This window comes from Caballeronia sp. LZ001, assembly GCF_031450875.1.
Classification (GTDB): Bacteria; Pseudomonadota; Gammaproteobacteria; order Burkholderiales; family Burkholderiaceae; genus Caballeronia.
On record NZ_JARTVX010000004.1, the window covers coordinates 5,219,902 to 5,243,039 of the forward strand.

24 protein-coding genes and 2 pseudogenes are annotated in these 23,138 nt (G+C 58.9%); 12 read left to right on the forward strand and 14 right to left on the reverse strand.

Annotation, left to right across the window (positions count from 1 at the left end; translation table 11 throughout):
- The first annotated feature begins 786 nt into the window (after positions 1 to 786).
- Positions 787 to 2,215, forward strand: a pseudogene (locus tag P9292_RS35580) (ISNCY family transposase).
- A gap of 62 nt (positions 2,216 to 2,277) precedes the next feature.
- Here the strand turns inward: P9292_RS35580 and P9292_RS35585 are convergent.
- Positions 2,278 to 2,523, reverse strand: a pseudogene (locus P9292_RS35585) (SDR family NAD(P)-dependent oxidoreductase); the annotation flags it as partial.
- 582 nt (positions 2,524 to 3,105) lie between these two features.
- Between P9292_RS35585 and P9292_RS35590 the strand changes: the two are divergent.
- Positions 3,106 to 3,318, forward strand: a complete 213-nt coding sequence (locus tag P9292_RS35590; RefSeq protein WP_284507706.1) for a DUF2892 domain-containing protein — start codon at positions 3,106 to 3,108, stop codon at positions 3,316 to 3,318.
- Positions 3,319 to 3,448: 130 nt separating this feature from the next.
- Positions 3,449 to 3,607, forward strand: coding sequence for a hypothetical protein (locus P9292_RS35595; protein WP_250464678.1), 159 nt, complete (start codon positions 3,449 to 3,451; stop codon positions 3,605 to 3,607).
- A 49-nt stretch (positions 3,608 to 3,656) separates the two neighbouring features.
- Here P9292_RS35595 and P9292_RS35600 read toward each other — a convergent pair whose 3' ends face one another.
- The 3 genes from P9292_RS35600 to P9292_RS43365 form a co-directional block, all read right to left on the reverse strand.
- Entirely contained in the window at positions 3,657 to 5,891 is a 2,235-nt protein-coding gene (locus P9292_RS35600; protein WP_309963764.1) for an AMP-binding protein, read from the reverse strand.
- A gap of 675 nt (positions 5,892 to 6,566) precedes the next feature.
- Entirely contained in the window at positions 6,567 to 6,845 is a 279-nt protein-coding gene (locus P9292_RS35605; RefSeq protein WP_309963766.1) for a hypothetical protein, read from the reverse strand.
- A 21-nt stretch (positions 6,846 to 6,866) separates the two neighbouring features.
- Positions 6,867 to 7,025, reverse strand: coding sequence for a bacteriophage T4 gp5 trimerisation domain-containing protein (locus P9292_RS43365; protein WP_409015444.1), 159 nt, complete (start codon positions 7,023 to 7,025; stop codon positions 6,867 to 6,869).
- A 520-nt stretch (positions 7,026 to 7,545) separates the two neighbouring features.
- On the opposite strand from P9292_RS43365, the gene P9292_RS35610 reads away from it, so the two are divergent.
- Positions 7,546 to 8,925: a hypothetical protein gene (locus P9292_RS35610; protein WP_309963769.1), complete on the forward strand. Its 1,380-nt coding sequence runs from the start codon at positions 7,546 to 7,548 to the stop codon at positions 8,923 to 8,925.
- An 8-nt stretch (positions 8,926 to 8,933) separates the two neighbouring features.
- Here the strand turns inward: P9292_RS35610 and P9292_RS35615 are convergent, their stop codons facing one another.
- The 3 genes from P9292_RS35615 to P9292_RS43370 all read right to left on the reverse strand — a co-directional run bounded on the left by P9292_RS35615 (position 8,934) and on the right by P9292_RS43370 (position 12,534).
- The gene (locus P9292_RS35615) at positions 8,934 to 9,452 is read right to left on the reverse strand and encodes a CBS domain-containing protein (RefSeq protein ID WP_309842938.1); all 519 of its coding nucleotides are present in this window, start codon (positions 9,450 to 9,452) and stop codon (positions 8,934 to 8,936) included.
- 63 nt (positions 9,453 to 9,515) lie between these two features.
- Positions 9,516 to 9,833: a zf-TFIIB domain-containing protein gene (locus P9292_RS35620; RefSeq protein ID WP_250508987.1), complete on the reverse strand. Its 318-nt coding sequence runs from the start codon at positions 9,831 to 9,833 to the stop codon at positions 9,516 to 9,518.
- Positions 9,834 to 9,945: 112 nt separating this feature from the next.
- Positions 9,946 to 12,534, reverse strand: coding sequence for a tetratricopeptide repeat protein (locus P9292_RS43370; protein WP_409015349.1), 2,589 nt, complete (start codon positions 12,532 to 12,534; stop codon positions 9,946 to 9,948).
- A 224-nt stretch (positions 12,535 to 12,758) separates the two neighbouring features.
- Here P9292_RS43370 and P9292_RS35640 point away from each other — a divergent pair, with 224 nt between their 5' ends.
- A complete protein-coding gene (locus tag P9292_RS35640) occupies positions 12,759 to 13,457 on the forward strand; it encodes a carbonic anhydrase (RefSeq protein ID WP_244827862.1) in 699 nt (232 codons plus the stop codon).
- 49 nt (positions 13,458 to 13,506) lie between these two features.
- On the opposite strand, the gene P9292_RS35645 is transcribed toward P9292_RS35640, so the two are convergent.
- Positions 13,507 to 14,043: a DUF4142 domain-containing protein gene (locus P9292_RS35645; protein WP_250464641.1), complete on the reverse strand. Its 537-nt coding sequence runs from the start codon at positions 14,041 to 14,043 to the stop codon at positions 13,507 to 13,509.
- A gap of 153 nt (positions 14,044 to 14,196) precedes the next feature.
- Here P9292_RS35645 and P9292_RS35650 point away from each other — a divergent pair, with 153 nt between their 5' ends.
- Positions 14,197 to 14,424, forward strand: a complete 228-nt coding sequence (locus P9292_RS35650) for a zinc ribbon domain-containing protein (RefSeq protein WP_309845228.1) — start codon at positions 14,197 to 14,199, stop codon at positions 14,422 to 14,424.
- 203 nt (positions 14,425 to 14,627) lie between these two features.
- On the forward strand, positions 14,628 to 14,903 hold the full coding sequence (locus P9292_RS35655; protein WP_244827860.1) for a DUF1488 domain-containing protein: 276 nt from the start codon (positions 14,628 to 14,630) through the stop codon (positions 14,901 to 14,903).
- A gap of 70 nt (positions 14,904 to 14,973) precedes the next feature.
- On the opposite strand, the gene P9292_RS35660 is transcribed toward P9292_RS35655, so the two are convergent.
- Together P9292_RS35660 and P9292_RS35665 are read right to left on the reverse strand one after the other, a co-directional pair.
- Positions 14,974 to 15,438: a response regulator gene (locus tag P9292_RS35660; RefSeq protein ID WP_309963780.1), complete on the reverse strand. Its 465-nt coding sequence runs from the start codon at positions 15,436 to 15,438 to the stop codon at positions 14,974 to 14,976.
- A gap of 76 nt (positions 15,439 to 15,514) precedes the next feature.
- A complete protein-coding gene (locus P9292_RS35665; RefSeq protein ID WP_309963783.1) occupies positions 15,515 to 15,982 on the reverse strand; it encodes a glycine zipper domain-containing protein in 468 nt (155 codons plus the stop codon).
- Between the two features lie 340 nt (positions 15,983 to 16,322).
- Here P9292_RS35665 and P9292_RS35670 point away from each other — a divergent pair, with 340 nt between their 5' ends.
- Complete coding sequence (locus tag P9292_RS35670) at positions 16,323 to 17,264, forward strand: DMT family transporter (protein WP_309963785.1); 942 nt, start codon at positions 16,323 to 16,325, stop codon at positions 17,262 to 17,264.
- An 18-nt stretch (positions 17,265 to 17,282) separates the two neighbouring features.
- Here P9292_RS35670 and P9292_RS35675 read toward each other — a convergent pair whose 3' ends face one another.
- The 3 genes from P9292_RS35675 to P9292_RS35685 all read right to left on the reverse strand — a co-directional run bounded on the left by P9292_RS35675 (position 17,283) and on the right by P9292_RS35685 (position 18,539).
- On the reverse strand, positions 17,283 to 17,816 hold the full coding sequence (locus tag P9292_RS35675) for a cupin domain-containing protein (RefSeq protein ID WP_309963787.1): 534 nt from the start codon (positions 17,814 to 17,816) through the stop codon (positions 17,283 to 17,285).
- A gap of 89 nt (positions 17,817 to 17,905) precedes the next feature.
- A complete protein-coding gene (locus P9292_RS35680; RefSeq protein WP_309963789.1) occupies positions 17,906 to 18,151 on the reverse strand; it encodes a hypothetical protein in 246 nt (81 codons plus the stop codon).
- A gap of 28 nt (positions 18,152 to 18,179) precedes the next feature.
- Positions 18,180 to 18,539: a hypothetical protein gene (locus tag P9292_RS35685; protein WP_309964305.1), complete on the reverse strand. Its 360-nt coding sequence runs from the start codon at positions 18,537 to 18,539 to the stop codon at positions 18,180 to 18,182.
- A gap of 197 nt (positions 18,540 to 18,736) precedes the next feature.
- Between P9292_RS35685 and P9292_RS35690 the strand changes: the two genes are divergently transcribed.
- Positions 18,737 to 19,675, forward strand: a complete 939-nt coding sequence (locus P9292_RS35690; RefSeq protein WP_250464631.1) for a LysR family transcriptional regulator — start codon at positions 18,737 to 18,739, stop codon at positions 19,673 to 19,675.
- 75 nt (positions 19,676 to 19,750) lie between these two features.
- On the opposite strand, the gene tehA is transcribed toward P9292_RS35690, so the two are convergent.
- Positions 19,751 to 20,740: a dicarboxylate transporter/tellurite-resistance protein TehA gene (gene tehA / locus P9292_RS35695; RefSeq protein WP_309963792.1), complete on the reverse strand. Its 990-nt coding sequence runs from the start codon at positions 20,738 to 20,740 to the stop codon at positions 19,751 to 19,753.
- Positions 20,741 to 21,370: 630 nt separating this feature from the next.
- Here tehA and P9292_RS35700 point away from each other — a divergent pair.
- From P9292_RS35700 to P9292_RS35710, 3 genes are all read left to right on the forward strand, one after another.
- Complete coding sequence (locus tag P9292_RS35700) at positions 21,371 to 21,709, forward strand: hypothetical protein (RefSeq protein ID WP_309963794.1); 339 nt, start codon at positions 21,371 to 21,373, stop codon at positions 21,707 to 21,709.
- Positions 21,710 to 21,880: 171 nt separating this feature from the next.
- Positions 21,881 to 22,051 carry a hypothetical protein gene (locus P9292_RS35705; protein WP_250464626.1) on the forward strand — a complete coding sequence of 57 codons (171 nt, stop codon included), beginning with the start codon at positions 21,881 to 21,883 and terminating at the stop codon, positions 22,049 to 22,051.
- Positions 22,052 to 22,130: 79 nt separating this feature from the next.
- Positions 22,131 to 23,048 (forward strand): YihY/virulence factor BrkB family protein, encoded by a 918-nt coding sequence (locus P9292_RS35710; RefSeq protein WP_244827851.1) that lies wholly within the window; start codon positions 22,131 to 22,133, stop codon positions 23,046 to 23,048.
- Positions 23,049 to 23,138: the final 90 nt, after the last annotated feature.

Consider the following 23,138-nt stretch of genomic DNA (forward strand, 5'->3'; position numbering starts at 1 on the left):
AGGCGCCTTTCGCTGGCGCCATTGCGCCGAAAACACCCGGCCCCTTTACGGCGAAAAGCAACAACGCCATGACGTGGCCAGATCGAGAGCAAGTTTCCTCCATCTCGATTGCACCGATCGAAACGTGCCTTCGCGTTTAGCGCGTCGAATCTTGTCGACGACGTTCCAGCCTTTAACGTAGTGAGAGAAGCTGCGTTTGCTAGAGAGGTAGTGTGGGGCATGAGTTCCAACCCAAGCGAGCAGCTCTTCAGGCGGAACGTCTTCGGTTGCTATGCCATCTTCAAGGTTTGCGACCACGCTCCCATCTTCGTTTGGATCTCCGCGTATGCACTTGCATTTCGGTGCGTCGCGGGAATCGTCGAGCAATGTGCGAAGAATTTCGATTCGATGCCAAGGAATCGGCGAGCGACCAGCGACATAATTTTTGACTGTACGCAGGCAGCAGCGAAGTAAACGCGCGATGTCCCTGCACGAAAGCCCATCTGCTAGGGCGAGAAAATCCTCGATGCGGCCATGTCGTACCTGTGTGGGCACTTAGATTCCCCAGGGAGATTAAGTGGGGGCGATACAATAACGTAGGCGCCGTTTTTTGTCTAATGATTCACCCTTCGACCACAGCTAGCAAAACTTTACATAAGATAAATTAGCGCAGATTTGCGTTGTAGCGGCTAGATTGTAATGTCCGCTTTTAGCCAGATTCAAATGTCCGCTTCGAACCGCCTAAGCTTACCCCGCGCCGATGCTTCGGCGCAGGAGACCGCGATGGCTGCAACGGACACGATTACCATGTCGATGCGCGAGTTGGACCGATTCAAAGTGATTCAGTCAGTGGTCGACGGACTGCTCAAACCGTGGCGGACCGCCGAGCGACTTGGACTGAGTACACGACAGGTGCGGCGTCTCAGTGCGCGGTTACGCGAACAAGGCGCGCCGGGCCTGGTTTCCGGCAAGCGCGGTCAAACGGGCAATCATCGTGTCGACGCGGGCTTGGCGGTCCGGGCCGTGGCCATCGTCAAAGAGCGCTATAGCGATTTTGGCCCGACGCTTGCCTGCGAGAAGCTGCGCGAGTGTCATGACATTCGGCTGGCCAAGGAAACCGTTCGGCGGCTCATGATCGGCGCCGGACTCTGGACGCCACGTCGACAGCGTCCTCCAAGGATCCATCAGCCGCGCAACCGTCGCTCGTGCTATGGCGAGCTGATCCAGATCGATGGCAGCGATCATCGCTGGTTCGAAGCTCGCGCGCCGGCGTGCACGCTGCTGGTGTTCATCGACGATGCCACCAGCCGTCTGATGACCCTGCACTTCACGGCCACCGAATCGACCTTCAGTTATTTCGAGGCAACGCGCCGCTACATCGAGCAGCACGGCAAGCCCTTGGCGCTGCATAGCGATAAAGCCAGTGTGTTCTCGCTCAACCGGGGCTCGCGCAAGGCTGACAAGGGGGTCACGCAGTTTGGCCGGGCCTTGTACGAGCTCAACGTCGAGACCCTGTGCGCCAACAGCAGTCAGGCGAAGGGGCGCGTGGAGCGTGCCAACTTGACCTTGCAGGATCGGCTCGTCAAGGAATTGCGGCTGCGCGAGATCGACACGTGGGAGGCCGCGAATGCTTATGCGCCCCACTTCCATCGCCGACTTCAACGACCGTTTCGGCAAGCGCGCGAAGAGCGACTTTGACGCGCATCGTCCGGTGCGTGCCGACGAGGATCTCGATTCGATTCTGACGGCACGCGAATCTCGTTGCGTCTCGGCCTCGCTGACGGTGCAATACGATCGCGTGATGTACCTGCTTGAAGATTCGCCGGCGACGCGCGCCTTGATCCATCGCTATCTCGATGTGTACGAGTACCCGGACGGGCGCATCGAGATTTGGGCGAATGGCGCGGCGTTGCCCTGTCGGCGTTATGATCGCCTGTCCCATGTCGACCAGGGCGCTGAGGTCGACAACAAGCGTCTTGGACACGTCCTTGCGCTGTCGAGGCAGGTGCAGATGGAGCGCGACAATCGCCCTATCAAGTCAGCGCCCTCACGCACCAATCGGGGCGAAGAGGTGCGCCCGAAGATGCGCGCCAACAACACGCGCAAGCAACGCGAACTCAAGCAGATCGACCTGAACGCGATGATGCTCAGAAGTGCCGAAATGCGGGCAGCCTCGGTGGGGAAACTGTCTTCTTTGGAAGCAGGAACCGACCCCAAACCGGACATTTCAATTTAGCCGGATATCGGACATTTCAAATTGGCCTCGACATGAATGTAGCGCGCATATTCTAATGTCGTGCGTCGAACTGCGCCCGGGGTTTCGTCGTACTCATCGATCACGTCGGGCGCGGCGAGCAGCGAGAACGCATCAAGAAAATCCGTACGGAAACAGCCCGGTTCAACCACCGTCGCGTGAACGTTCAGCGGCTTCAACTCGGCATGCATGGCTTCCGTGATGCCTTCGACCGCGAACTTTGTCGATGAATACACGACCGAACCGGCCGCCGCCCGTTAGCCGCCAATCGATGAAATGTTGATGACGTGGCTTAAGGCCGACCCGACCTCTTCCGAACTTGCTGCGACACAATCCGGGAATTGAAAAAGCTATAGGGTAGATCGTCCTTTGACCTGCCTGACGTTTTTTATCTCGGCAAAGAGTTTAGGTGGCCGATTGCCGCCTGATGCTAACGAGCAATTCTCGAGTTAAGCGCAACGTCGGCGACGCGTGCGTTGCCTTGCCTTGACTAAAGCAAACATCGGCGACAACACAGGCGGTGAAAATCCGCGAATCGCCGATTTTGCGTGCGCCCTGGCAATCTCCCTTTCCTATCGATAAAAATGACGTATATAAGAATACCTAATCATTTTTTATCTCATAATAAGATCACGATCAACTCATTGACATCGTTCATGTATGACGCATATCCTTAGCATTGAATATTTGCTTCGCATAACGAATTTCAAGCGGATTTGCTGGCAAGTGGAAAATGTATTTATTGCGAGCGCAAGTATTCCCATCGGCGCAGAATCAGCTGCTCAAGATAGCTTCAATTTAGCTTTTTCGCACACATCTAAACAGAAAGCTTGCCGTCTTAACTCATTAATCGAACAAGAGAACAAACGCATATGTCTGCACTTTTTTTTCAGAAAAACCTGCCTCTGTGGGAGCGTGCCCTTCGAACCAGCGTTGGCGTGGCTGTCGCCATCGTCGCGTTCGTCATCCCTATGGAGCCGTGGCTCAAGTGGCTGCTTGTCGTTGCGGGCGTGTCGTTCGTCGTGATGGGTTTCGTCGGTTTTTGTCCAATGTGCGCGATGGTGGGCCGAAGACTTAAGGGATAACGAACTCCGTTCGAATCTTCCCGAAGACGCATCGACAACACTCATTTCGGAGGCATCCATGTATTGCAGTCGATCTATCACCATTCATCTGTTGAGGGGAGTTCTAGCGCTCCTTCTCATCGGCGCGGGCATGTATTTCCTGATTTTTTCCGCCTCGGCAGTGAAGCTGTTTTCCATGGTTTGCTTTGTCACCGCCCTCTTCCTGCTCAAGGGGTGTCCCATGTGCTGGCTCGCAGGTCTTGTGGAGAAGATCGCCGCCCAGAAGGCGAAGCCGTTGGCATCGTCGTAGAAGCGTCGCGTCGCCAGGAGGCGCCTCAACGCGCATCCTGGCGACGCCATCACTCCAACTGGCCGGGAGTTACCGCACTCCCTGCGTCCCATCCCCCGCCTACCGCACGCACTAGTTCGACGCTAGCGACGAGCGCCCGCATGCGGTTTTGCAGGCTGGCTCGTTCGATGGTCAGCATCGTGCGCTCCGACTCCAGCACATCCAGGTAGTTGGTCAAGCCACTCTTCTGACGGGCCTTGGCGACTGCAATTGCTCGTCTGGCAGCATCGAGCGCTTGCTGTCGTCCCGTCACAGCGGTTTCATTCGTCGCGATTTCAGTCAGCGCATCGTCGACTTCTTTCAGCGCCAGCAACAGCTTGCTCTTGTGCGATGCCACAGCCTCTTGGTAGCGCGCATCCGCCGCCGCGAGGTTTGCCTTGTTCCTACCGCCGTCAAAAATCGGCAAGGAGATGGCCAGCGGGCCGAACGACAACTGTTGACCGCTGAGCAGCGAACCAAGATCTCTGGACGCGAATCCAAAATCTCCCGTCAGTTTGAGCCGCAGACTACCGTCGAGAAAAGCCTGCCTGGACTGGCGGCGCTGAATCTTGCCGCTCGAGGTCTTGGCCGTGGTGCCTGGCTGTATCAGGGCGATGGATTCCACCGGGAGATCGAACGCCGCCCCCACCGCGCGCCGGATCGCATCGAACATCTCCTCATAAGGGCCGTTGCGATGTCCGCGCGTGAGTTCCTGGACCACGACCACGCGCTCCTCGCCCTCTTTTAGCACCGAAAAAACAGCGCAGGAGCCATGCACGAAACCAGGATGGGCGCGCTCGAGGAGGCTTTCAGCATCCTGCGGATAATAGTTTGCCCCCCGCACGATGATGAGATCCTTGATGCGCCCGGTCGTAAAGACTTCGCCCTCGTGAATGAAACCGAGGTCACCCGTGCGCAGAAAAACCTTGCCGGGAACGCTGGGCAGGGTGGCGCCGAACGTCGCCGCCGATTCGTCGGGCCGCATCCAGTAGCCGCTCGCCACGTTGTCGCCGGATACCCAGATTTCCCCGGCCTCGTCCGGCGCGCATTCGGTCAAGCCTGCGGGATCGACGATCTTCACGATGGTGTCCGATAGCGGCTGACCGCAGGCCACCAGGGACGCAACCGTCTCGTCCGGTCCCGCCAACCGGACCTTGTTGCGCTGCAGTTCCTTGTCGGACAAGCGCAGGATGCGACATGGCGAATCCCAGTTCTGGCCTGTGACGATGCACGTCGCTTCGGCCAGACCGTAGGCCGCCGTCATGGCGAGAGGATCGAAGCCGAACGGCCGGAACTTTCGGGTGAATCGCTCCACGGTTTCCGCGCGGATCGGCTCTGCGGCGTTGAGCGCCATGCGCCAGGAAGACAGATCGAGACCTTCGCATTCCTGCTCTGTCATGCGCTCACAGCAATGCCCGTAGATGAAGTTGGGCCCCATGCTGTGCGTGCCTTTGAAATCCGAAATCGCGCGCAGCCAGCGCGATGGCTTCTGCGCGACCGCAACGCCCGGCAACAGATAGGCCGAGATGCATCGATACATCGGGAACAGGATGCCGTACAGTAAGCCGAGATCATGGTAATGCGGCACCCAGCAGACGAGCTTGCTGTCGTCGTCATGCCCCAGTCCCTGATCCCATTGCTGCAAATTACTGAGGATGTTTCGGTGCGACAGCATGACTCCCTTGGGCATGCCCGTGGAGCCAGACGTGTATTGCAGCAATGCAATTGCTTCGGGAGACGGCATGTCGAAGCTTAAGTCGGACAACGAATCCCATTCGTCGAATCGATCGACTTCCAGCCACGTCAGGTTTCCATATTGGGGATACCGTCCCACGAAGAGCGCCGAATTGCCGATACTCTTGCTGACACCCAGCACTAGCGATGGCTGGCAATCCTCCATGATCGCGAGCATTCGCCGAACCTTGTTGGAGTCGCCCGTGAGCGGCACCGGTGCAACCGGCACCGCTATAACATTCGCCATGAGACACGCCAGAAACGCTTCCACGAACTCCAAGCCAACTGGGAACACCATGATGGCGCGCTTACCCGAGAAGCCCTTCTGCTTCATCCACCCTGCCAACGCTCTGGCACGCTGGAGTAGTTCGACGTGAGTCAATGTGCGTTCGACGGTTTCTCCGTCCCGTAGACTGGTGTAAGAGGCTGCTACTCCACGGTTTGTATTGCGGACGAAGACTTCGAATAACGAGCCGGAATTCATCTCTTCTTGTTCCTCTTTGACTGATTCTAGTTGCGCACGTCGATTCATTTGGGATGCTCGCGTGCTAAGCGGCGATCTGTTCGGATGAATGGACTCGTGCGCGCTCAGAAAAATTGACCTTCCATGCGCGTTTTGTTTAGCGTCTGGAATCCATCGCGTCACTTGCGAGGACTACAGTTCTTACACTGTTGTCGGCGAGTCGCGCCTGCTCTCGAATCACGTTTATTTGAATTCGACGGCTTAATTCTTATTCGGCACGGACAGGGTTTTAATAGGGGGAAGCGATAGATGTTGATTAGGACATTTCTAGTTGTGATTTTCGAGCACTGCCGAATATGTCTGATAATCCGAAGAAAAAGTAAGCTAAGACTGCTAAAGCAACGGTGTCGATTGCTGGCGCGTGTCGCGTACTTGGCGGTGCGGCCTAAAGGCGCCGGACATGGATATCTCGGAAATGATCTCTTTCGTCGTTGGAAAACCAATCGCGCTAAACTTTACCTGCTCCGTTACAAGCGGAAAGATCAATGATTGGCAGCCTATCACGTGAGGTGAAGTATTGAAGCTGTAATTTCACGTCCTTTGCACTCGATCAAAATACGGGAAAAGCTGAATTACGTAATTGCCATAGGGCATTTTCAAAAGATAGATTACTGCTAGAAATGAAAATAACTTGATCGCAGTTAATATCTCCTTGCAGTTCGATCGTCTGTTTCGCGCCGACTTTCACGCTTTCGTAAGCACCATCGGCACCGCCTGAAACGCGCCGATGGTCACCTCTCCGCATCGCGCCACCGAAACGGTTTCATCGATGCCTACCGCGTGCGTTGCAAGAGCACGGTCGCGGTCTCCAGGGCTTGGCGAGGATTGTGCGCTTGGCGTCAACGGTGATGGCTTCTTCTCGCCTACGGTATCGGTCCGGTTCGCGCCGATGGGAATCTTCTCGTTGTTGTTCCCCCGCTCGCTACGATCAATAACCGATGGTGATCGTTTCGTCATGGCCAACCGACTCGGTCCGGTCGTGCTTCACGACGGTGGTTTCGTTGTTCCGATAATCTTCGTGTCGTGCCCGTCCCAGTGAGTCTCGACTGCAATATCCCGATTGCGCTCCGCATTTAGAAGTACATGCTCGCCGCCTTTCGTGTCGTCGAAGCGGAGTTGATTTTCGGACCTTGCACAAAAGATTTACGCGCCACGCGGCCCGGAGTGAAGGGCTGCTTGGCGTTGATGACGCAGAATCCGCATTCGCAGCCATTCTGTTGTGCGCTGTTGAAGGTCGCAGTCTGACAAGTCGATCTCGTAGCGCGATGGGATTCTGCGTGTTTTTTAGGCGCTACGCGGATGGCGTCAAGCCCGACAACATACGGGGCGGCTCGCACCCGCTGGCGGGCAGCGTCGTCCATCCTGGCCATCCATCGAGTCTCCCTTCGCGGCCATGATCACGCAATGCGCCAACACCGAATCCGTTGCCAATTACTTGGTAAGACTTAGAAGTAGCACCATTCAACGGCAAAACTATAAGGAGATGCCGTGTTTTTGCATGCAACATCCACCTATACTTAATAGCCGTTCGTCACCGATTAATTCAAAAATTGTCATCTTTCTCAAAGATTAATCGAAACTTCGAAACACAGTGACATCGAAGTGCCAGACTACCCGGTTACGCCAATTGAGCGCGTCCGCGTCAAACGATAAGAGTCATCGCATGATCGAAAACTACCAGGACCTTTCGCCGAAACTATATGCCGGCGACATCGACGAATGCTTCGAGTTTCTCGATGCACGCCGCGCCGCTGACAGCAACAGCGCCGATTATTGGCATTGGCGCGCGGTAACGCATTTGCGCGCGCAGCAATTCGAGAAGGCGCTCGACATCTGTTTTTATCTGACGCGCGAGTCGGATGTCTTCGGCTACCAGATTCACTGTCTCGCCGATGCCTGCTCCCATTTGGGGCTCAAGGAAACGGCGCTCACCGCAATCGACTATTTCGGGAAAAAGCCGATGACGCCGGCCATCGGCGCGTTTTTGTGGCGCGTCTACGGCTGGCACTATCTCGGCGAGGATCAACGCGTGCTCGATTTGAGCGCGGATGGCGTCGACGAGCATTCAGTCTACGTGCTCGGCCATCACCAGGCACGCAGCCAGATGCGGCTGCACGGCATCGAGCATGGAGTTGCGGCAATGCATCGATGGTGGTCGTCGCCAGAAGCGCGGCGCGTGCTCTTTCCACATGTGAATCTCGACGGATACTGGAGCGGCCAGCGTGAATTGCCCGCGCGTATCACCGTCAAGTCGATTGCATCCGGTTACGGGGATCTTATTCAATGGGTGCGCTATCTAGGCGCGCTGGAAGTCATGGGAGTGAAAGTCGAGTATGAAGACAGCCGGTTCAGGCTCGTCATACCCGAATCCGAACACGAGGCGCTTGCTGCCGCGATGCGCGCGGCCGGCTTCACACGCGCATCGGCGGAAGGCGACATGTGGACCGATCCCTTCGCGCTCTTCACGTCCCTCTTCCCAGCGCTCGGCCATATGCCGTTGGGGCGCTATATCGAGCCCGCAGAGCCGGATGCGGCCGACGCCATTCTCGACACGATCTGGCATCGCGCGCGCGGCAGGCGCTGCGTAGGCATCTTCTGGTCGTCGTCCGAATCGCCAGACAATTTTGGTCATCGGAGCCTGTGTTTGCCCGATCTCGACGCGCTGTTCGACCACTCCGGCGACATCTACTGGGTCATCATGCAGCGCGGCTTCGAGCGCAAGCGTTGGCTGGACGACCCGCGTTCACGCAATCTCAACCGTTTCACGACGCTCGATTCCAACACGACTTTCGCGCAATCCATCGCCCTGCTCGACCGGCTCGATGCGTTCGCCGGCAACGATGGCAGCCTGGCGCACATCGCGGGCGCCCTCGGCAAACGCAATTACTTGCTGCTCAATCAGGTCGCTGAATGGCGGTACGAACGCGATCCGGCGGTAACGAAGTGGTATCCGGCCACGCGGCTCGTACGCGCGAACGAGTTGGGGGGATGGCGTGGCTTGGCGGATAGCCTGGGGCGTCTGTTGAATGCGGATGCGCGCTGATTTGCGCATCAAGCGAAGCGCAGCGCCAACGTCTGCGGCACGGGACTGCGCCGGGTAAGCGCGCAAGCGGGCATTTCTTCGCTGGTTCCGCGTACGTACGTTTCCAGCTGCTCGATCGCGAACTGCTGCTCATCGATCAACTGCCGCACCATGTCGCCGATGGAAACGATCCCCATCAGCCGGCCGCATTCGATCACCGGCAAATGACGGACATGGCGCGTGGTCATGAGCGCCATGCATTCGTCGGTGCTCGTGCGCAGGCTCACCGACAACACGGGCGCGCTCATGATTTCGCACACGGTCGTATTGCGTGATGCCTTGTCCTGCAAGATGACTTTGCGCGCGTAGTCGCGCTCCGTGACGATCCCGCACACCGTGCCGTCCGCGCGCCCTCCCACCGTGACCACGACGGCACCGACGCCGGCCTTCGACATCAGCACGACCGCATCGAACACGCTCGCTTCGACGTCGATGGTATGCACCATGTCATCGCTCTTGGCCTTGAGTACTTGCTTTACCGTTGCCATGCTTGATCTCCTTCGCGCAGCGCGCGGTTGGGTCGGATTGCCTGAAAAGTTGGAACGACGGGTTCAGCCGAAGTCGAACAGATCGCCGAGAAACGACTTCTTCTTGCGTGAATGTCCATAGTTCGAGTGCGAGTCGCCATAGCGATGGTCGTCATAGCGCGGTCGCACGCGATGGTCGCGATGGTCGCGATCGTCGCCCTTGTCGCGCCACGCTTCGCGCCCTGCCGTTTGCTGCGGCGAGACCTGTTCGTCGCGCTGAATGAGCCGGTCGAGTTCGCCGCGATCGAGCCACACGCCGCGACAGGACGGGCAATAATCGATTTCAATGCTCTCGCGCGAGGTCATCAGGAGATCCGTCGCGGGACACACGGGGCATTTCATGTCGAATCCTTTCTTTTTGCTTACGATGACCCAAGCCTATCGCAGCATTCGACACTGAAAAACGTGAATTTTCAGAGGCTTCGGTTCGTAAAAACCGAAGTGACGCTCTTTTTCAAGCGCCTGGCGAAGCGCACCATGCGCGCCACATCTGCCGATACGCCGCTTCCAGATTGCGCGTGAAGCGCGGTGCATCCATCATCGGCGAGCGTTCGAGCCTTGCGCGCAACGTCGAGCGCAACTCGGTCAAACGCGGCAGATCGTTGGCGAGGCAAGTCACGACATCGACGTACGCCGCGTCGTCATGAACCACGAGTTCGCCGATGCCAAGATTCATCAGCAGGCTCAGACCCGCGCGGCTGACCGATGTTTCGCCCGCGCGCGATGGCACGGGCACGCCCATCCACAAGGCGTCGAGGCTCGTCGTGTGGCCGTTGTACGGATAGGTGTCGAGGCCGATATCGATTGATTGATAGGTCCGCAGATAATCGACGCGCGACTGATATCCCACGTACCGAACGCGCGACAGATCGACGCCCAACGCGCCGAGACGCTCACTGAAACGTTCGCGCGGGCCGGGACCGGCTAGCAGAATGAAGCGCGCATTGGGCACGGCGGCGAGTATTGCCGCCCACATGCGCAACGTGCGCTCGGACGCCTTGCACGGATTATTCAGGCATCCGAATGTAATGTGACCGTTGCGCCACGCTGGCAACGCATTCACGTTCGGTGCATTCGGCGACGTGACGCGCGGATCGAAACACCAGAACGTCTCGGGCAACCACACGGTCTCTTCGCTATAACGATCGGCGAGATCGGCCGTGTCGCGCGGATCGATCCACGGGTCGGTCAGGCGATAGCGGATGGCGCTGCTACCCGTCGTGCCCGGATACGCGAGCCATTGCACTTGCACAGGCGCCGGTCGGCGTGCGAACAATAATGGACGGCCGCGCGACATGTGCATCGTCAGATCGACCAATACGTCGATGCCATCGTCGCGAACGAGTTGCGCCAATTGCTCGTCGTCGAGCGCGTGAACGTCGCGCCAAGTGTCGGCCATCGGACGGATCAGGTGTGTTATCGCGTCGGGCGTTTTAACGCTGGAATAACAAAAGATGTGGTACGCCGCGTGATCGTGTTGCGCGAAGACCGGCGCGGTGAACATGGCCTGACAGCGTCCGTCGAAGTCTGGCGCGACGTAGCCAATTTTGAGCCGTCGCTCAGAATCGCGATTGTTGGTATGGACGATGTCATGGCGAAGCAGCGGCGCTTCGTGTCGCGCGGCGAAGCGCAAACATTCTTCGAGAATTTCGCGTGGCGTTTCTGCGTGATAGGTCAGCGCGTAGTTGAGATTTCGATGCACACATTCATCGTTCGGTCCGCAATCGACGGCGCGACGGAAGCTTTGGATTGCCTCTTCCATTGCGCCCATATCCTTGAGTACGCCGGCGAGGTTATTATGAGCCTCGGGAATATCGTCTCGGATTGCAATCGACCGGCGCAGGATTGATTCAGCCTCTTCAAGGCGACCGAGGCTTTGCAAAATCCGGCCAAGATTGTTATGCGCTTCGACGTGATCCGAACAGCATTCTATGGCCCGGCGATATGTCCGTTCAGCGTCGTTCAGGCGATCTTGATGACCATAAAGTATGCCGAGGTTGTAGTGGATATCGGCAGCATCGGGCGCCAGAATCAACGCCTTGCGGTATTCAGTCTCGGCATCGCAAAGGCGCTCCAGCTTTTGAAGCGTATAACCGAGTGTGGTTCTTGCCTGTATGTTATCCGGCTCCAGAATGAGAACTCGACGATATATGCGTTCCGCATCCTCCAACGAATCGAGTGCGTGGTAGGCATTGGCCAGCCCCATAAGCGCATTCGCGTCGTCCGGACAAATCGACAATTCCGCGAGAAATACCGCTTGCGCTTCTCGCACGCGTTGCAGCTTATGTAAAACCGCGCCGAGACCGACGTGTGCCTCCGAGTAGTCTCGTCGGAGTTCGACGGCGCGCCGGTAAAACGCCTCAGCTTGCGCAAAGTCTTTCAGATCGTTCAAAACCTGAGCGAGATTAAAGTTTGCTTCAGCAAAATCAGGGCGACACGCCACGGCTTGCCGCAAAGCCGCCTCCGCTTCCACGAGGCGTCCTGTTTCGCGCAATAAATTACCCAGATTGTTGAATGCGTCCGCGTAATTTCCTCTATCAGCAATTGCGCGTTGAAAGGCAATTTCAGCCTCAGCCAACCGACTTTGACTCTTCAAAAGATTCGCGAGATTGAAATGTGCGTCCGCAAAATCGGCGCGCGCGGCGCACGCCTGACGAAGCGCGGCCTCTGCCTCCACAAGACGTCCCTTTTTGACAAGCAGATTACCGAGATTGTAATGAGCCTCCGCGAAATCAGGACGAATGGCAATCGCCTCGCGATAGACAGTTTCCGCATCTTCCAATCTGCCTCGCAGCATCAGCAAATTACCGAGGTTGGCATATCCACCGGCGTATTGAGGATCTTGCGCTACCGCACGACGCCAATGCGACTCGGCCTCGTCGAGTCGACTCAGGCGATAGCAACACACCGCGGCGAGATTCAGCGCTTCGATATCCGCGTACGGCTGATTTATTTGATAACTCAGCGCTTCAAGCGCTTCAACGAACCGCTCGCTGGCGTAAAACGCCGCTGCTGCGCCGTATGAATCGGATGTGGCGGACATGCTTCGGGCACGCAAAAGAAAACGGACCCAAAGATAACAAACCACCGGTCCGAATTCGTCAATAACTATAAAGAAACGTCCTCGCTTGCAAAGCGATTCCCCGACCCACGCCCCCTCCTGGTGCACCGCCCCTCGCTCCTTCGCTTGCGGTCTATCTCAAAACCCCGCAAGCTCTCGCCTGAGCGCGAACCAACGCCGCGCATTGTCCAGAACCCGAGGCGCCCATGTCCGATAAATCGATGAGTGAAGAACGCAACGGCTCCGACACGCCCGACCTCCTCTATCTGCTTCAAGGCGCGGACGATTTCAGCCACTTCGTCTTCCCCGATAGCGAAGCGCTTTTCAAGAGTCTTGCGCGACGGCAAGCACCGCACACGCTTTTCATCACGTGCGCGGACTCGCGTGTGTCGCCCGAGATGATCACGCAGACGCGGCCCGGCGAGCTCTTCGTGTGCCGCAACATCGGCAATATCGTGCCGGCTTATGGGGAGATGCTCGGCGGCGTGTCGGCGGTAGTCGAATACGCGGTGCTCGCATTGAACGTGCGGCAGATCGTGATCTGCGGCCATTCCGACTGCGGCGCGATGAAGGGCCTCGCCTCGGGCGCAACCATCGCCGATGAAATGCCTACCGTGCACGCGTGGTTACGCAACGCAGAAGCGGCGCGCAGTGTGGTACGGGCGCGAAAACTCGAACACGAGCGCATGGTTCAGGCGATGGTCGAAGAAAACATACGCCTTCAACTTACGCATTTGCGTACGCATCCGGCAGTCGCGGGACGGCTCGCGCTTGGCCAGCTTCAAGTGCAGGGTTGGGTATATGACATCGGGCAGGGAAAGGTATCGATCTTCGACGAACACGGGGGCGGCTTCCAGTCGATTGCTGAAGCGCGCTTGCGCCTGTTACGCGAACAGGCGCGTTGAAAATACATGAGAATGGCGGCGTCAATAGGGCTGACGCCGCAACGAACGACTACTGCACGCCCTTCTTCGACGCGAGATCCTGAGCCATCTTCAAGTGATCCTGGATCGTCGGCAACGCCTTTTGCGCCGCTTCCTTCAGCTTCGCGTTCTGGCCGCCGTCTGCTTCCTTCTGGAATAGCGCCACTGCCTCCTGGTGGCCCTGCACGCCAACCTTCTGGATATATGCGGTATCGAATGCCTTGCCGTGCAATGCCTTGAGCGAATCGATCGCGGAAGTATCCGAATTGTCCTTGGGCACGGTCACGCCTTTGGGCGCCGCCATTTTTAGCTGCACGGTCAGCTTGGTATGGTCGACGATCATATGACGCGCGAAGCTCTTCACGTCTTTGTCCTGCGAGTGCGTCTGAGCAAGCTTGGCGGCATCGATTTCCGTCGATCCCGAAGACGACGCGCCCTGCACGAAATCCTTGTCCGGTTGCGTAAGGTCGTTGGCAAGCGTGGTGCTGGCAGCTTCGGTCTGTGCAAAGCTCGCGATTGGCGCGGCTGCTGCAAGCGCGGTGACGATCATAACGATATTGCGTTTCATGTGGCCTCCTGTGGCGATTGGTGCTACCTGTTGTCAGCAATGCAGGTGCCACTCAATGTTTTTCTGGCAGATTCGAGAATGCGTAAAGCGGAATGTCGCTTGCTCGAACTTGATAAACTGGTCGTTCATTCCATCTTCTGCCCGATAGAAGCCATGCCTGTCTACGATTACGAATGCGCCGACTGCGGCACTTTCGAAGCAAATCGCCGTATCGCCGAACGCGATGAACCCGCAGCCTGTCCACGCTGCGGTGAGACCAGCGCGCGCGTCACCATCGGCGCGCCATCGCTTGGACGCGGCGGTAACGGCGGCGCCAACGTGAGCGAAGATTCGGGGAGCTACGGCATGCGCCATCGCGGCGGTTGTGCGTGTTGTGGCTGATCGTTGCACGCGTGTCCACATGCGTTCGGGCACGGCCATTGCAAAAGCACGAACCCGTGGCGGGCGGCGTATGATGCACGGGACAGGCGCGTAGTTGTGCAGCTTGAGTCGAGTACCAGCGTCATTGCCGTTGCGCGACCTGAAGCGTGGATCACGAGCATTGCGGTCCACGTGCCTCAAACGAACAACCGGAGGTAATAAGGATGACGATAGAGTTCAGTGGGCGGCGTCACGTCGTGGCGGCAGCGCGAGTTGCGTTCGAAGCCAATGTAGATGGACGTGAAGTCTGGTGCAGCGTCTCTCTCGATGCGCTCAACGATCACTTCGGCAATACCGGCACCTCTTCCCATGCCATCCTCAGCGCGTTCGAAGGCGGACGCGTCGAAATCGAAGATTCAGCGCGGCGAGCGCTCGAACGCAATCACGGCCAGTCCGTGGAACTCGAAACCGGCGACTTCAGGAACAGTACGAAGCAATAGCAAAACGCGTACGCGTTGCATCGGGGCGGCGGCGCCGCCTCGGTGAACGAATCGACGCTCGATGCACTTATCAGTGCACGTAAAAACGCGTCACCGCATCGAAAAGACGCCACACGGGGCACGGCATTCTGAAGAATCCGTCATAGCCGGCGCTCAACAACACGTTGCGTGGGTCGCTGCTCTCCTCGGCCGCGAACGCAATCAACATCTGATCCAGCGATGCCTCCCTGCCACATTCGCGCAACGCGCGTACAAGTGCATGGTCGTGCTTTGCCAGCACCTCGTGCGCCTCGTTCACGCGTGTATCGATGAACAATACCTGCGGCCGCCACATGTGAGCGAAATGAAGCGCACTTTGCGCATCCGCGATCTGCACGGCATCGAAGCCACGCATGGCGAGCATCATCGCGAAAGACTCGCCGACATCGGACTCGGAATGCACGAGCATCACGCGCCGTGGATCGCTTTCCACGGCGGTACGCTGATTCCAGATTTCGCTGCGCCCGGGGCGCATGTTGAAGGGTCGTCGGTTCATGTTGGAATGACGCAATGATAAGCACCGCGCCATTTACGTGATTCAGCAAGGACGAGGCCCGCACTTCGACAAAAGTTCAGCGGGCGGCCAGCAAGCCGACGATCAGTCCACCAATTGCCGCAAGTGCTATCGACTTCCACGGGTTGTAGTGCACGTAATCGTCGGCGCCTTCGGTGACGTCGCGATAGCGCATCGCAACGGCGTCCTTGGCGCGCCGCCCATGCTCGATGAACTTGTTCTTGGCCGCCTGCGGATGAAACCGGCTACCTAGATGCTGCGCCGTGACTGCTGCGGGCTGAGCGAGCACGGCCGGACTGTCGCCGCCTTCCAGCACGCTGCCATGCACGTGCCGCGACGGATGCGACGGATGCGCCGCGTGCGCCGGTTTGTGCGGCGCGCCGGGCGAGAGTGGAATCACGCCCTGATGCTGTTCGAGACCGGGCGTGAGCGCGGACCCGAGTGCGCCCTGCACGCGCCTTTGCCGAAGCGGCAGCAATTCGCCCGATGCCGCAACTCCCTTCTTGTTGCCGTTTGCATTGTCCATGGCGCTCTCCTTTTTACGTCGTCCCACCAAGTCATCAAGCCTGTCGTGACGCCCATGTCACCCTTACGCAAGAGTCGCACCGAATGGGCGCGGCGGCAACTCGCTCCTGACGATATGGCGCCACGCGATATCGACTCAATCGCAATCTGGCTCACATATCCGTGAGAATTGCTCGTTTGCGACGCCCACACGGCCAGCCTACGATTCGGCGAACAAGAACGAAGCGTTTATCGGTGATGCGGGCTTGATGCTGCATGATTCGTTTCACGCCGCGCGGAAGCATCCGCTCAACAAGCGCCGATACCATGGCTTCGCTCTTCCCTCTCTTGCGAAGCCCGCCATGAATCCCGTCAATCTCGTCCAGTTGTTCATCCTTGCCGCGCTGTGGGGCGGTTCGTTCCTTTTCATTCGTATCGGCGTAACGGATTTCGGCGTGGCGCCGTTGATGGCCTTGCGCGTCGGCATCGGCGCAGTGTTTTTGTTTGCGGTGCTCATGCTTCGCGGCCGCATGCGTCAGGCACTCACCACGATGCGCGAGCGCGCATGGCCGCTTCTGATGGTCGGCATTCTCAACTCGGCCGCGCCGTTTTGCCTTTTCGCCTATGCGGAGTTGACGCTGTCGGCTGGCGTCACTTCCGTCATCAACGCGACCACGCCGCTGTGGGGCGCGCTCGTCGCCTACATCTGGCTCGACGATCGCCTGAGCAAGCTACGCATCGCGGGACTCGCCATCGGCTTTGCGGGCGTGCTCGCGCTAGTTTGGGATCAGATGTTCGTCCACGATGCCGGCGCCGCGCCCGTTGCACCGCTCGCCACTGCGCTCGCCGCCCTGGCTGCACTGGGCGCGACATTGTTCTATGGGATCGCCGCCAGTTACACCAAGCGGCATCTCATGGGTGTCGATTCGTTGATCGTCGCGACAGGCACCATGAGCGCCGCGACGCTCGTCCTGCTACCGTTTGCGCTGTTCTGGTGGCCGACAGCGAGCGTGTCGATGCACGCATGGGGCGCGGTGCTCGGATTGGGCGTGGCATGCACAGGCGTCGCTTACATGCTGTTCTTCCATTTGATCGCCGTGGCTGGGCCCGCTCGCGCGATTACCGTGACCTTCGTCATTCCAATCTTCGGAATTCTGTGGGGCGCGCTATTTCTCGCGGAACGTGTATCGGTCGGGATGGCGGTGGCGTGCGGAATCGTGCTGATCGGGACAGGGCTTGCAACGGGCGTGGTCAAGCGCGTTGCGTGGCCGCGCGCACGACGCGCAGCCGAAGCGAAGCAGTGACGCCAGGAGCGCGTAGCTTTACCGCCGGAGATGGACGAGCGGGCCATCTTCGCCGGCCACGGGATCGTCATGGGGAAACGGCAACGCTTCTATCGCTTGTCGCTCCGCCTCGCTGATGCCTTCGCGGCGGATGTCCCACTGCTGTCCCGGCGGATAGGCGCCCACCACTTGAAAGCGACGACCACTCGTCAAAAGACAGTGCCCGGTGCCGGCGGGAAGAACGATGGCATCGCCCGCGCGGATCGCGATGACTCGACCTTTCGGCCCGCCGATGATCAATTCCGCCTCGCCAGAGATCACGCCGAGCGCTTCGTGCGCGGTCGAATGAAAGTGGTGATAGTCGAAGACCCCGTCGCGCCATTGCGGCGGCCAGCCGTTTTGCTGAAAGAGAGATTCGAAGCGGCCGGCTACGTCGAACTCGCGCGAGTCGATTGCATTACGCCAGACGAGAACCGGCAAACGCGTGTTATTCGGTACCCAGCCGTTTGGCGCCAGCATGAAAGATTCGCAGCGCGCGTTGGCGGCAAGTGAGGTTTTGGTTTCATGGGACATGACGTGATCCTCCGGGTCGGAGGACGGAGGAGCAACGTGTGTTCCAACGAAGTCATGGCGTCTCCTGCCGCCCTCACAACCATTACGCATCAATGCCCGTGCCAATGCCCATAACCGCCCACGCCGATCCCCACTGAAACCGCCGACGCCGCGTAATAACCGGGGCCGTAGGCATAGCCATACGCCGGTGCATAGCCGTAAGCGGGCGCAGGCGCATAGCCGTAAGGCGGCGCATAGATGCAGCCGCCAAGCCCCGCCGCGATGACTATCGCAGTTGCAGTCGCGAGCGTTCGAACCGCACCTCGCTTACCGTGTTGTCGATTAATGTTTTTCATGATCGATGCGACTCCCCGTTCGTCTCGCTTACCAGCGGCGATATCCATATCCACCGTGATGCGCGTACCAGTCACGCCGGTTCCAGTACCGATAGCCGTCCCAATACCGGTCGCCATGCCATCCGACGATGACAGCAGGCCCCGGCGCGACGACAACGGGCGCCGGTTGATAAGCGACCACGGGCGGCGATTGATACACGACCGGAGGCGGCGGAGGCGGCGCGGCATAAACCGGCGCGGCGGGCGCCGCATATACGGGCGGAGGCGGCGCATAGACCGCCACCGGTACACCCAGATTGACGCCGACGCTCACGCCCGCCAGCGCCGATCCACAAGCAAGCCCCGCACAAGACGCGATACCCAGTCCGATGAGACTCTTCACGTTCATGTTTTCCTCGTCCGAAGCGACCGCGCATCGCAGCCATGAATCCATGTTAGCGACGCCTTTGCAGGCTTGAGTTACAAGCGCTGTAACAGATGTGAACACTGAAATGAAGCTTGCAGTGCCCTGTTGAACCCGTCAGCGGGTTGCGCGCTCGTATCGTGCATGGGATATTTCCGGCTCGATAAAAAGGATGCCTGCCAATGGACCTCTTGCGCAGCATGCGAATCTTTGTCCGGGTAGCCGAGGCGGCAAGCTTTACCGTCGCCGCGCAGCACATGGACATTACGACCGCGCAAGCGTCGCGCGCGATCACCGAACTCGAGTCGCATCTGCGCACGCGTCTTTTGAATCGCACGACGCGCCGCGTCGCATTGACCGATGCTGGGAATCGCTATCTGGCGCGCTGCAAGGAAGTGATCTCGCTGGTCGACCTCTCTGAAGCGGAAGCCAGCGACGCGCAAGTGTCGCCAAGCGGCGTGTTGCGCATGCACGCGCCGATCACCTTCGGTCATCACTATGTCGTGCCGGCGCTTTCTCAGTATTTGGAAGAGCATCCGCTCGTGCGCGTCGAGTTGACCTTGTCGCAGCAGGTTCCGGACATGCTCGACGAAGGCTACGACGTCTTCCTGCAGGTCACGAGTTCGACGCTGCCCGACTCCGCGCTCGTCTCCACGCGTATTTGCACGATGCCGAGCGTGCTGTGCGCATCGCCGAACTATTTGCGGCGGGCCGGCATGCCGATGACCGTGGAAGATCTTTCGAAGCATGCGTGCCTTCAACTCGTCACGACATTCTTTCCGGTGGATCGATGGACGTTCGAAGGCGCGCAAGGAAAAGTCGATGTCGAACTTCCGCCTGGCCGCCTTCGCGTGAATTCCGCCGATGCACTCGCCGTCGCGGTGGCCAACGGTCTGGGTATTGCGCCTTTGCCGATGTTGTCTGCCCTGCCCTCGCTTTCGAATGGCGCGCTGGTGCGCGTGCTGCCGGACTGGGAACTGCAAAAGATGACGGTGTATGCGATGTACGCTTCGCGCCAATACCTCGATGCGAAGATCAAGACTTGGGTAGCGTTTCTGCGTGATTACGTCGAGGCCAAACTGGAAGCTAGTTTTGGAGAACGGTACGACATCGACAGTTGAATGTGGATGTTCAAAAAGCCGACCATTAGTTGCATGTTCGTGCTGAACGAGCCTGCACCTCGCAGGCTCGTCGTCTCAAACTGTCTTGACTTGCGTGGCCACTATCGGAAAAAGCTTGCCCTTGAACAGGGCCAGCGCGGTCCCGACGATGAGACTCGCAAATACCACGTTCGCCACGATGAAAGATGCCGGAGCCAGCCAAAGCAGCGGACCTGCTGCGCCGCGTTCCAGCATGCGGATCGCCATCGTCGGCAACGCTGCCACGCCGAAGCTGAACGCCCAGTACGAAGGCGTGAACGATTGCTGACGAATCCACGGCAGGAGCCGCGTGAGCATCATTGCCTGATACAGACCGTAGCCGAGCAGCATGTAAGCGAAGAGATCCGGCACGCCATGCGTAATCGCGAGATACGACACGCCTCCCACCACCGGCGGCGCGAGCTGGATGCCGAGCGTGGGACGCAGCGCGTCGGGAAGCGGATCGTGTACAGCCGCGCGATGCAGCACGATCGATTCGATCGCGAGCCACGAGAACACACCCGCCCCGAAGAACAACGCGCCGATCTGCGTCCAGCCAAGACTCGCTGCCGCTGTTCCCGCGACGAAACTCGGCGCGACGGTTGGCAGATAGATGGCCGGCGTCGTCAGTTCGGGCTTCCGGCCGCCTTGCCAGAAGCGTCCATGAAGATAAGCGCCGAGGCCGAGCTGACTCACCACACCCGCGACGAACAACGCGATCGTCAACTCCCGCGAATAGTTCTGCACCGCTTGCGCCGCGAGCAACGTCGATACAGGCGCGAGCGCGGCGAACGACGACTGCACGGGATGCGCCATCTCGGCGATGGCCGCGTCGCGCTCGATAAGCCACTTGCGTGCATACGCGATCATCAAAGCGAGCCAAACCGACAGCGCGCCTGCGGTCAAGAGCGGCGGCACGACGGCCGGAATCGCCCAGACATGCGCCGCCGCTCGCCATGCGCCCGCCAAGGCCAGAAGGCCCACCGCGATGCCGAAAAAAGCGACCGGCATCGGTTGACGCTTGTTCATACGATCATTGGTGTCCATTGCCCTTCTCCGTGAATGCGCGGGTAAGAACGCGTGCTGCGCTCTTGTGTCCGTCGATGGAGAAAGCTTAGGTCCGTCAGGCCGTTGCGCGAATGTCGCAGCGTCTCGATTGACTACTCGATCGTCTCAAAGACGAGAGGTATCGGCGAAATGGGCTGTCTCTGGACCGTGGATTTGCATACAGTGCCTGGCGCAGGGATGGCGAATGGCGAATGATGCGGATGGCATGCAAAGCACCACATGCAAAATGCCAAACGCAAAGCACGATCAACTCTACACACAGGAACAATGCAGCCGACGGCATCCCACCAAGGAGGGACTGCGGCAAAACAGGCGCGGGCGCCAAGTCCGCCGCGTGTCAAACGCAGAAAGCCATCACGTCACGATTCGGGACACGCAGTAACCTCCGCGCGGATAATAGACACGACGGCATCATCCCAAACGGCACTGCGAATAGCACCCTTGGCATTAGGTGCACCGCATGCAAAACACAAAATGCCCAGCGTCGCCGGCAACTTTGCCCGTTTTGCGCCACAGCCATCAAGCACGCCAGCGCACCGGGCCATGTCACCTCGAACGTGCACGACAACAACCACGCAAAACATCGATAACGCCTGGAGAATCGAGAAGATGAGAACTTTCCCGCTGGGTCTGCCGTTCCGAGCGCTTTCAATCGCGACCGCCCTATTCCTTTCGGCTTGCGCACAGACCGGCCCGGTCGAATTCTCCGCGAGCGCCAACCCACCCGCTTCCGACAACGACGGTCCCGCCGACTTCAGCGGCATGGACAACTCGATGAACGCCTGCAAGACGCAGTCGCGACAGGCAGGCGCGGACCGCTGCACACAGGTGCGCGCCTACGAATCCTGTATGAAGAGCAAAGGCTACATCACCGTTCTAGGCCCGGAAAACCCGCCGAACTGCGGACAGCCCGACTGGGAGCAGGACGTGCGCAAGTGGCTGCGTTGAGCCGAGTAGATTCATCGGCGGCGCGAGGTCGATGTCCGCCACGCCCGTGTCGCCTAACGCCGCGCGCATCATTGCACCGACAAGCAACGACACGCTTACCACACGCTAAAGTCAGGTGATCCGCATGCCGTTATGCGGTGCATGAGAAAGAAACGCCTACACTCCCGCGATATGAACAACGCCTTCGCCGCAGCCGCCGAGGCGCTTGCCCTTTTTTGCCGTCTGCGCAACGTGGATGCCGCCGACTTGCCCGCCCAGGACGTGGATACACTGCTCGACCTCGCCTTCGAAGAAGCCGCGCAGCAAGCGGCCGCCCGTAGCGAGGCGCGCCGTCCCGGCTGAGCAAGAGTATTCACGGACGGGAGCATTACTTGCTTTCCAGAACGACATGGCGCCGTGGGCCACGCGCCGCGGAGGCTCCATGTCGAAGATACTCGGCCCGATTCTGGGCCCGCACGTAGCGAACGTCGCACGTCACCCGTTCGGCTTCGTCATGCGCACGATCAAGGCATTTCGCGCCAATCAGGGCATGCTGCTCGCGGGCGCGGTGGCTTATTACGCGCTTTTGTCGATCGTGCCGCTTCTGATCCTCATCGTGATCGTGCTGTCGAAATTCATCGGACAGAAGGAACTGCTCGACACGCTCTCCCATTTACTCGAATGGCTCGTGCCGGGACAGGCACGCGCAGTCGTGCGTGAACTCGCGAATTTTTTGACGCATCGCGCGGTCATCGGTTGGCTTCTTCTCATCACGATGATCTTCTTCAGTTCGCTCGCCTTCACCGTGCTCGAGAACGCGATGTCGGTGATCTTCGTGCATCGCGTGGCGATCCGCCGTCGGCACTTTCTCCTGTCCGCCTTGCTGCCGTACTGCTACATCCTGTTCTTGGGCGTCGGCATGCTGATCGTGACTTTCGTCTCGAACGGGCTTCAGGCGATGGGCACGAACAGCCTCTATTTCCTCGGCATCGAAATATCGCTCAAAGGCGTGTCGCGCCTTTTGCTGTATTTGCTCGGCTTCGCGGGCGAGGTTTTCGTGCTGACATCGATCTATCTCGTGATGCCGGTGGGACGACCGTCACTGCGGCTCGCGTTGATAGGCAGCGTGACCGCTGCCATTCTTTGGGAAATCACGCGCCACGTGCTCGTCTGGTACTTCGCGACGCTTTCGCAGGTAAGCGTGGTGTACGGATCGCTGACGACGTCGATTGTCGTGCTGTTTAGTCTGGAGGCACTCGCCACGTTATTGCTCTTCGGTGCGCAAGTAATCTCCGAGTTCGAGCGCTTCGGCCTGCCTCAGGCCACCGAGCCGCAACCGTTCCACACTGGCACGGGCTGAACCTATCCGCCTGATGGTCCGATTGCATTTTATGTGCGCTATCGCACATAAGTTTGACTTTCTCGTCCGACAAATAGCGCTAAATTCCCC

Coding starts and splice junctions, on each gene's coding strand:
- P9292_RS35600 (WP_309963764.1), bottom strand. CDS start 5,891: ATGAATCGACGTGCGCAACTAGAATCAGTCAAAGAGGAACAAGAAGAG.
- P9292_RS35590 (WP_284507706.1), top strand. CDS start 3,106: ATGTCTGCACTTTTTTTTCAGAAAAACCTGCCTCTGTGGGAGCGTGCC.
- P9292_RS35620 (WP_250508987.1), bottom strand. CDS start 9,833: ATGAAATGCCCCGTGTGTCCCGCGACGGATCTCCTGATGACCTCGCGC.
- P9292_RS35690 (WP_250464631.1), top strand. CDS start 18,737: ATGGACCTCTTGCGCAGCATGCGAATCTTTGTCCGGGTAGCCGAGGCG.
- P9292_RS35645 (WP_250464641.1), bottom strand. CDS start 14,043: ATGAAACGCAATATCGTTATGATCGTCACCGCGCTTGCAGCAGCCGCG.
- P9292_RS35650 (WP_309845228.1), top strand. CDS start 14,197: ATGCCTGTCTACGATTACGAATGCGCCGACTGCGGCACTTTCGAAGCA.
- P9292_RS35655 (WP_244827860.1), top strand. CDS start 14,628: ATGACGATAGAGTTCAGTGGGCGGCGTCACGTCGTGGCGGCAGCGCGA.
- P9292_RS35660 (WP_309963780.1), bottom strand. CDS start 15,438: ATGAACCGACGACCCTTCAACATGCGCCCCGGGCGCAGCGAAATCTGG.
- P9292_RS43370 (WP_409015349.1), bottom strand. CDS start 12,534: ATGTCCGCCACATCCGATTCATACGGCGCAGCAGCGGCGTTTTACGCC.
- P9292_RS35700 (WP_309963794.1), top strand. CDS start 21,371: ATGAGAACTTTCCCGCTGGGTCTGCCGTTCCGAGCGCTTTCAATCGCG.
- P9292_RS35665 (WP_309963783.1), bottom strand. CDS start 15,982: ATGGACAATGCAAACGGCAACAAGAAGGGAGTTGCGGCATCGGGCGAA.
- P9292_RS35705 (WP_250464626.1), top strand. CDS start 21,881: ATGAACAACGCCTTCGCCGCAGCCGCCGAGGCGCTTGCCCTTTTTTGC.
- P9292_RS35615 (WP_309842938.1), bottom strand. CDS start 9,452: ATGGCAACGGTAAAGCAAGTACTCAAGGCCAAGAGCGATGACATGGTG.
- P9292_RS35685 (WP_309964305.1), bottom strand. CDS start 18,539: ATGAACGTGAAGAGTCTCATCGGACTGGGTATCGCGTCTTGTGCGGGG.
- tehA (WP_309963792.1), bottom strand. CDS start 20,740: ATGGACACCAATGATCGTATGAACAAGCGTCAACCGATGCCGGTCGCT.
- P9292_RS35640 (WP_244827862.1), top strand. CDS start 12,759: ATGTCCGATAAATCGATGAGTGAAGAACGCAACGGCTCCGACACGCCC.
- P9292_RS35595 (WP_250464678.1), top strand. CDS start 3,449: ATGTATTTCCTGATTTTTTCCGCCTCGGCAGTGAAGCTGTTTTCCATG.
- P9292_RS35710 (WP_244827851.1), top strand. CDS start 22,131: ATGTCGAAGATACTCGGCCCGATTCTGGGCCCGCACGTAGCGAACGTC.
- P9292_RS35610 (WP_309963769.1), top strand. CDS start 7,546: ATGATCGAAAACTACCAGGACCTTTCGCCGAAACTATATGCCGGCGAC.
- P9292_RS35680 (WP_309963789.1), bottom strand. CDS start 18,151: ATGAAAAACATTAATCGACAACACGGTAAGCGAGGTGCGGTTCGAACG.
- P9292_RS35670 (WP_309963785.1), top strand. CDS start 16,323: ATGAATCCCGTCAATCTCGTCCAGTTGTTCATCCTTGCCGCGCTGTGG.
- P9292_RS35675 (WP_309963787.1), bottom strand. CDS start 17,816: ATGTCCCATGAAACCAAAACCTCACTTGCCGCCAACGCGCGCTGCGAA.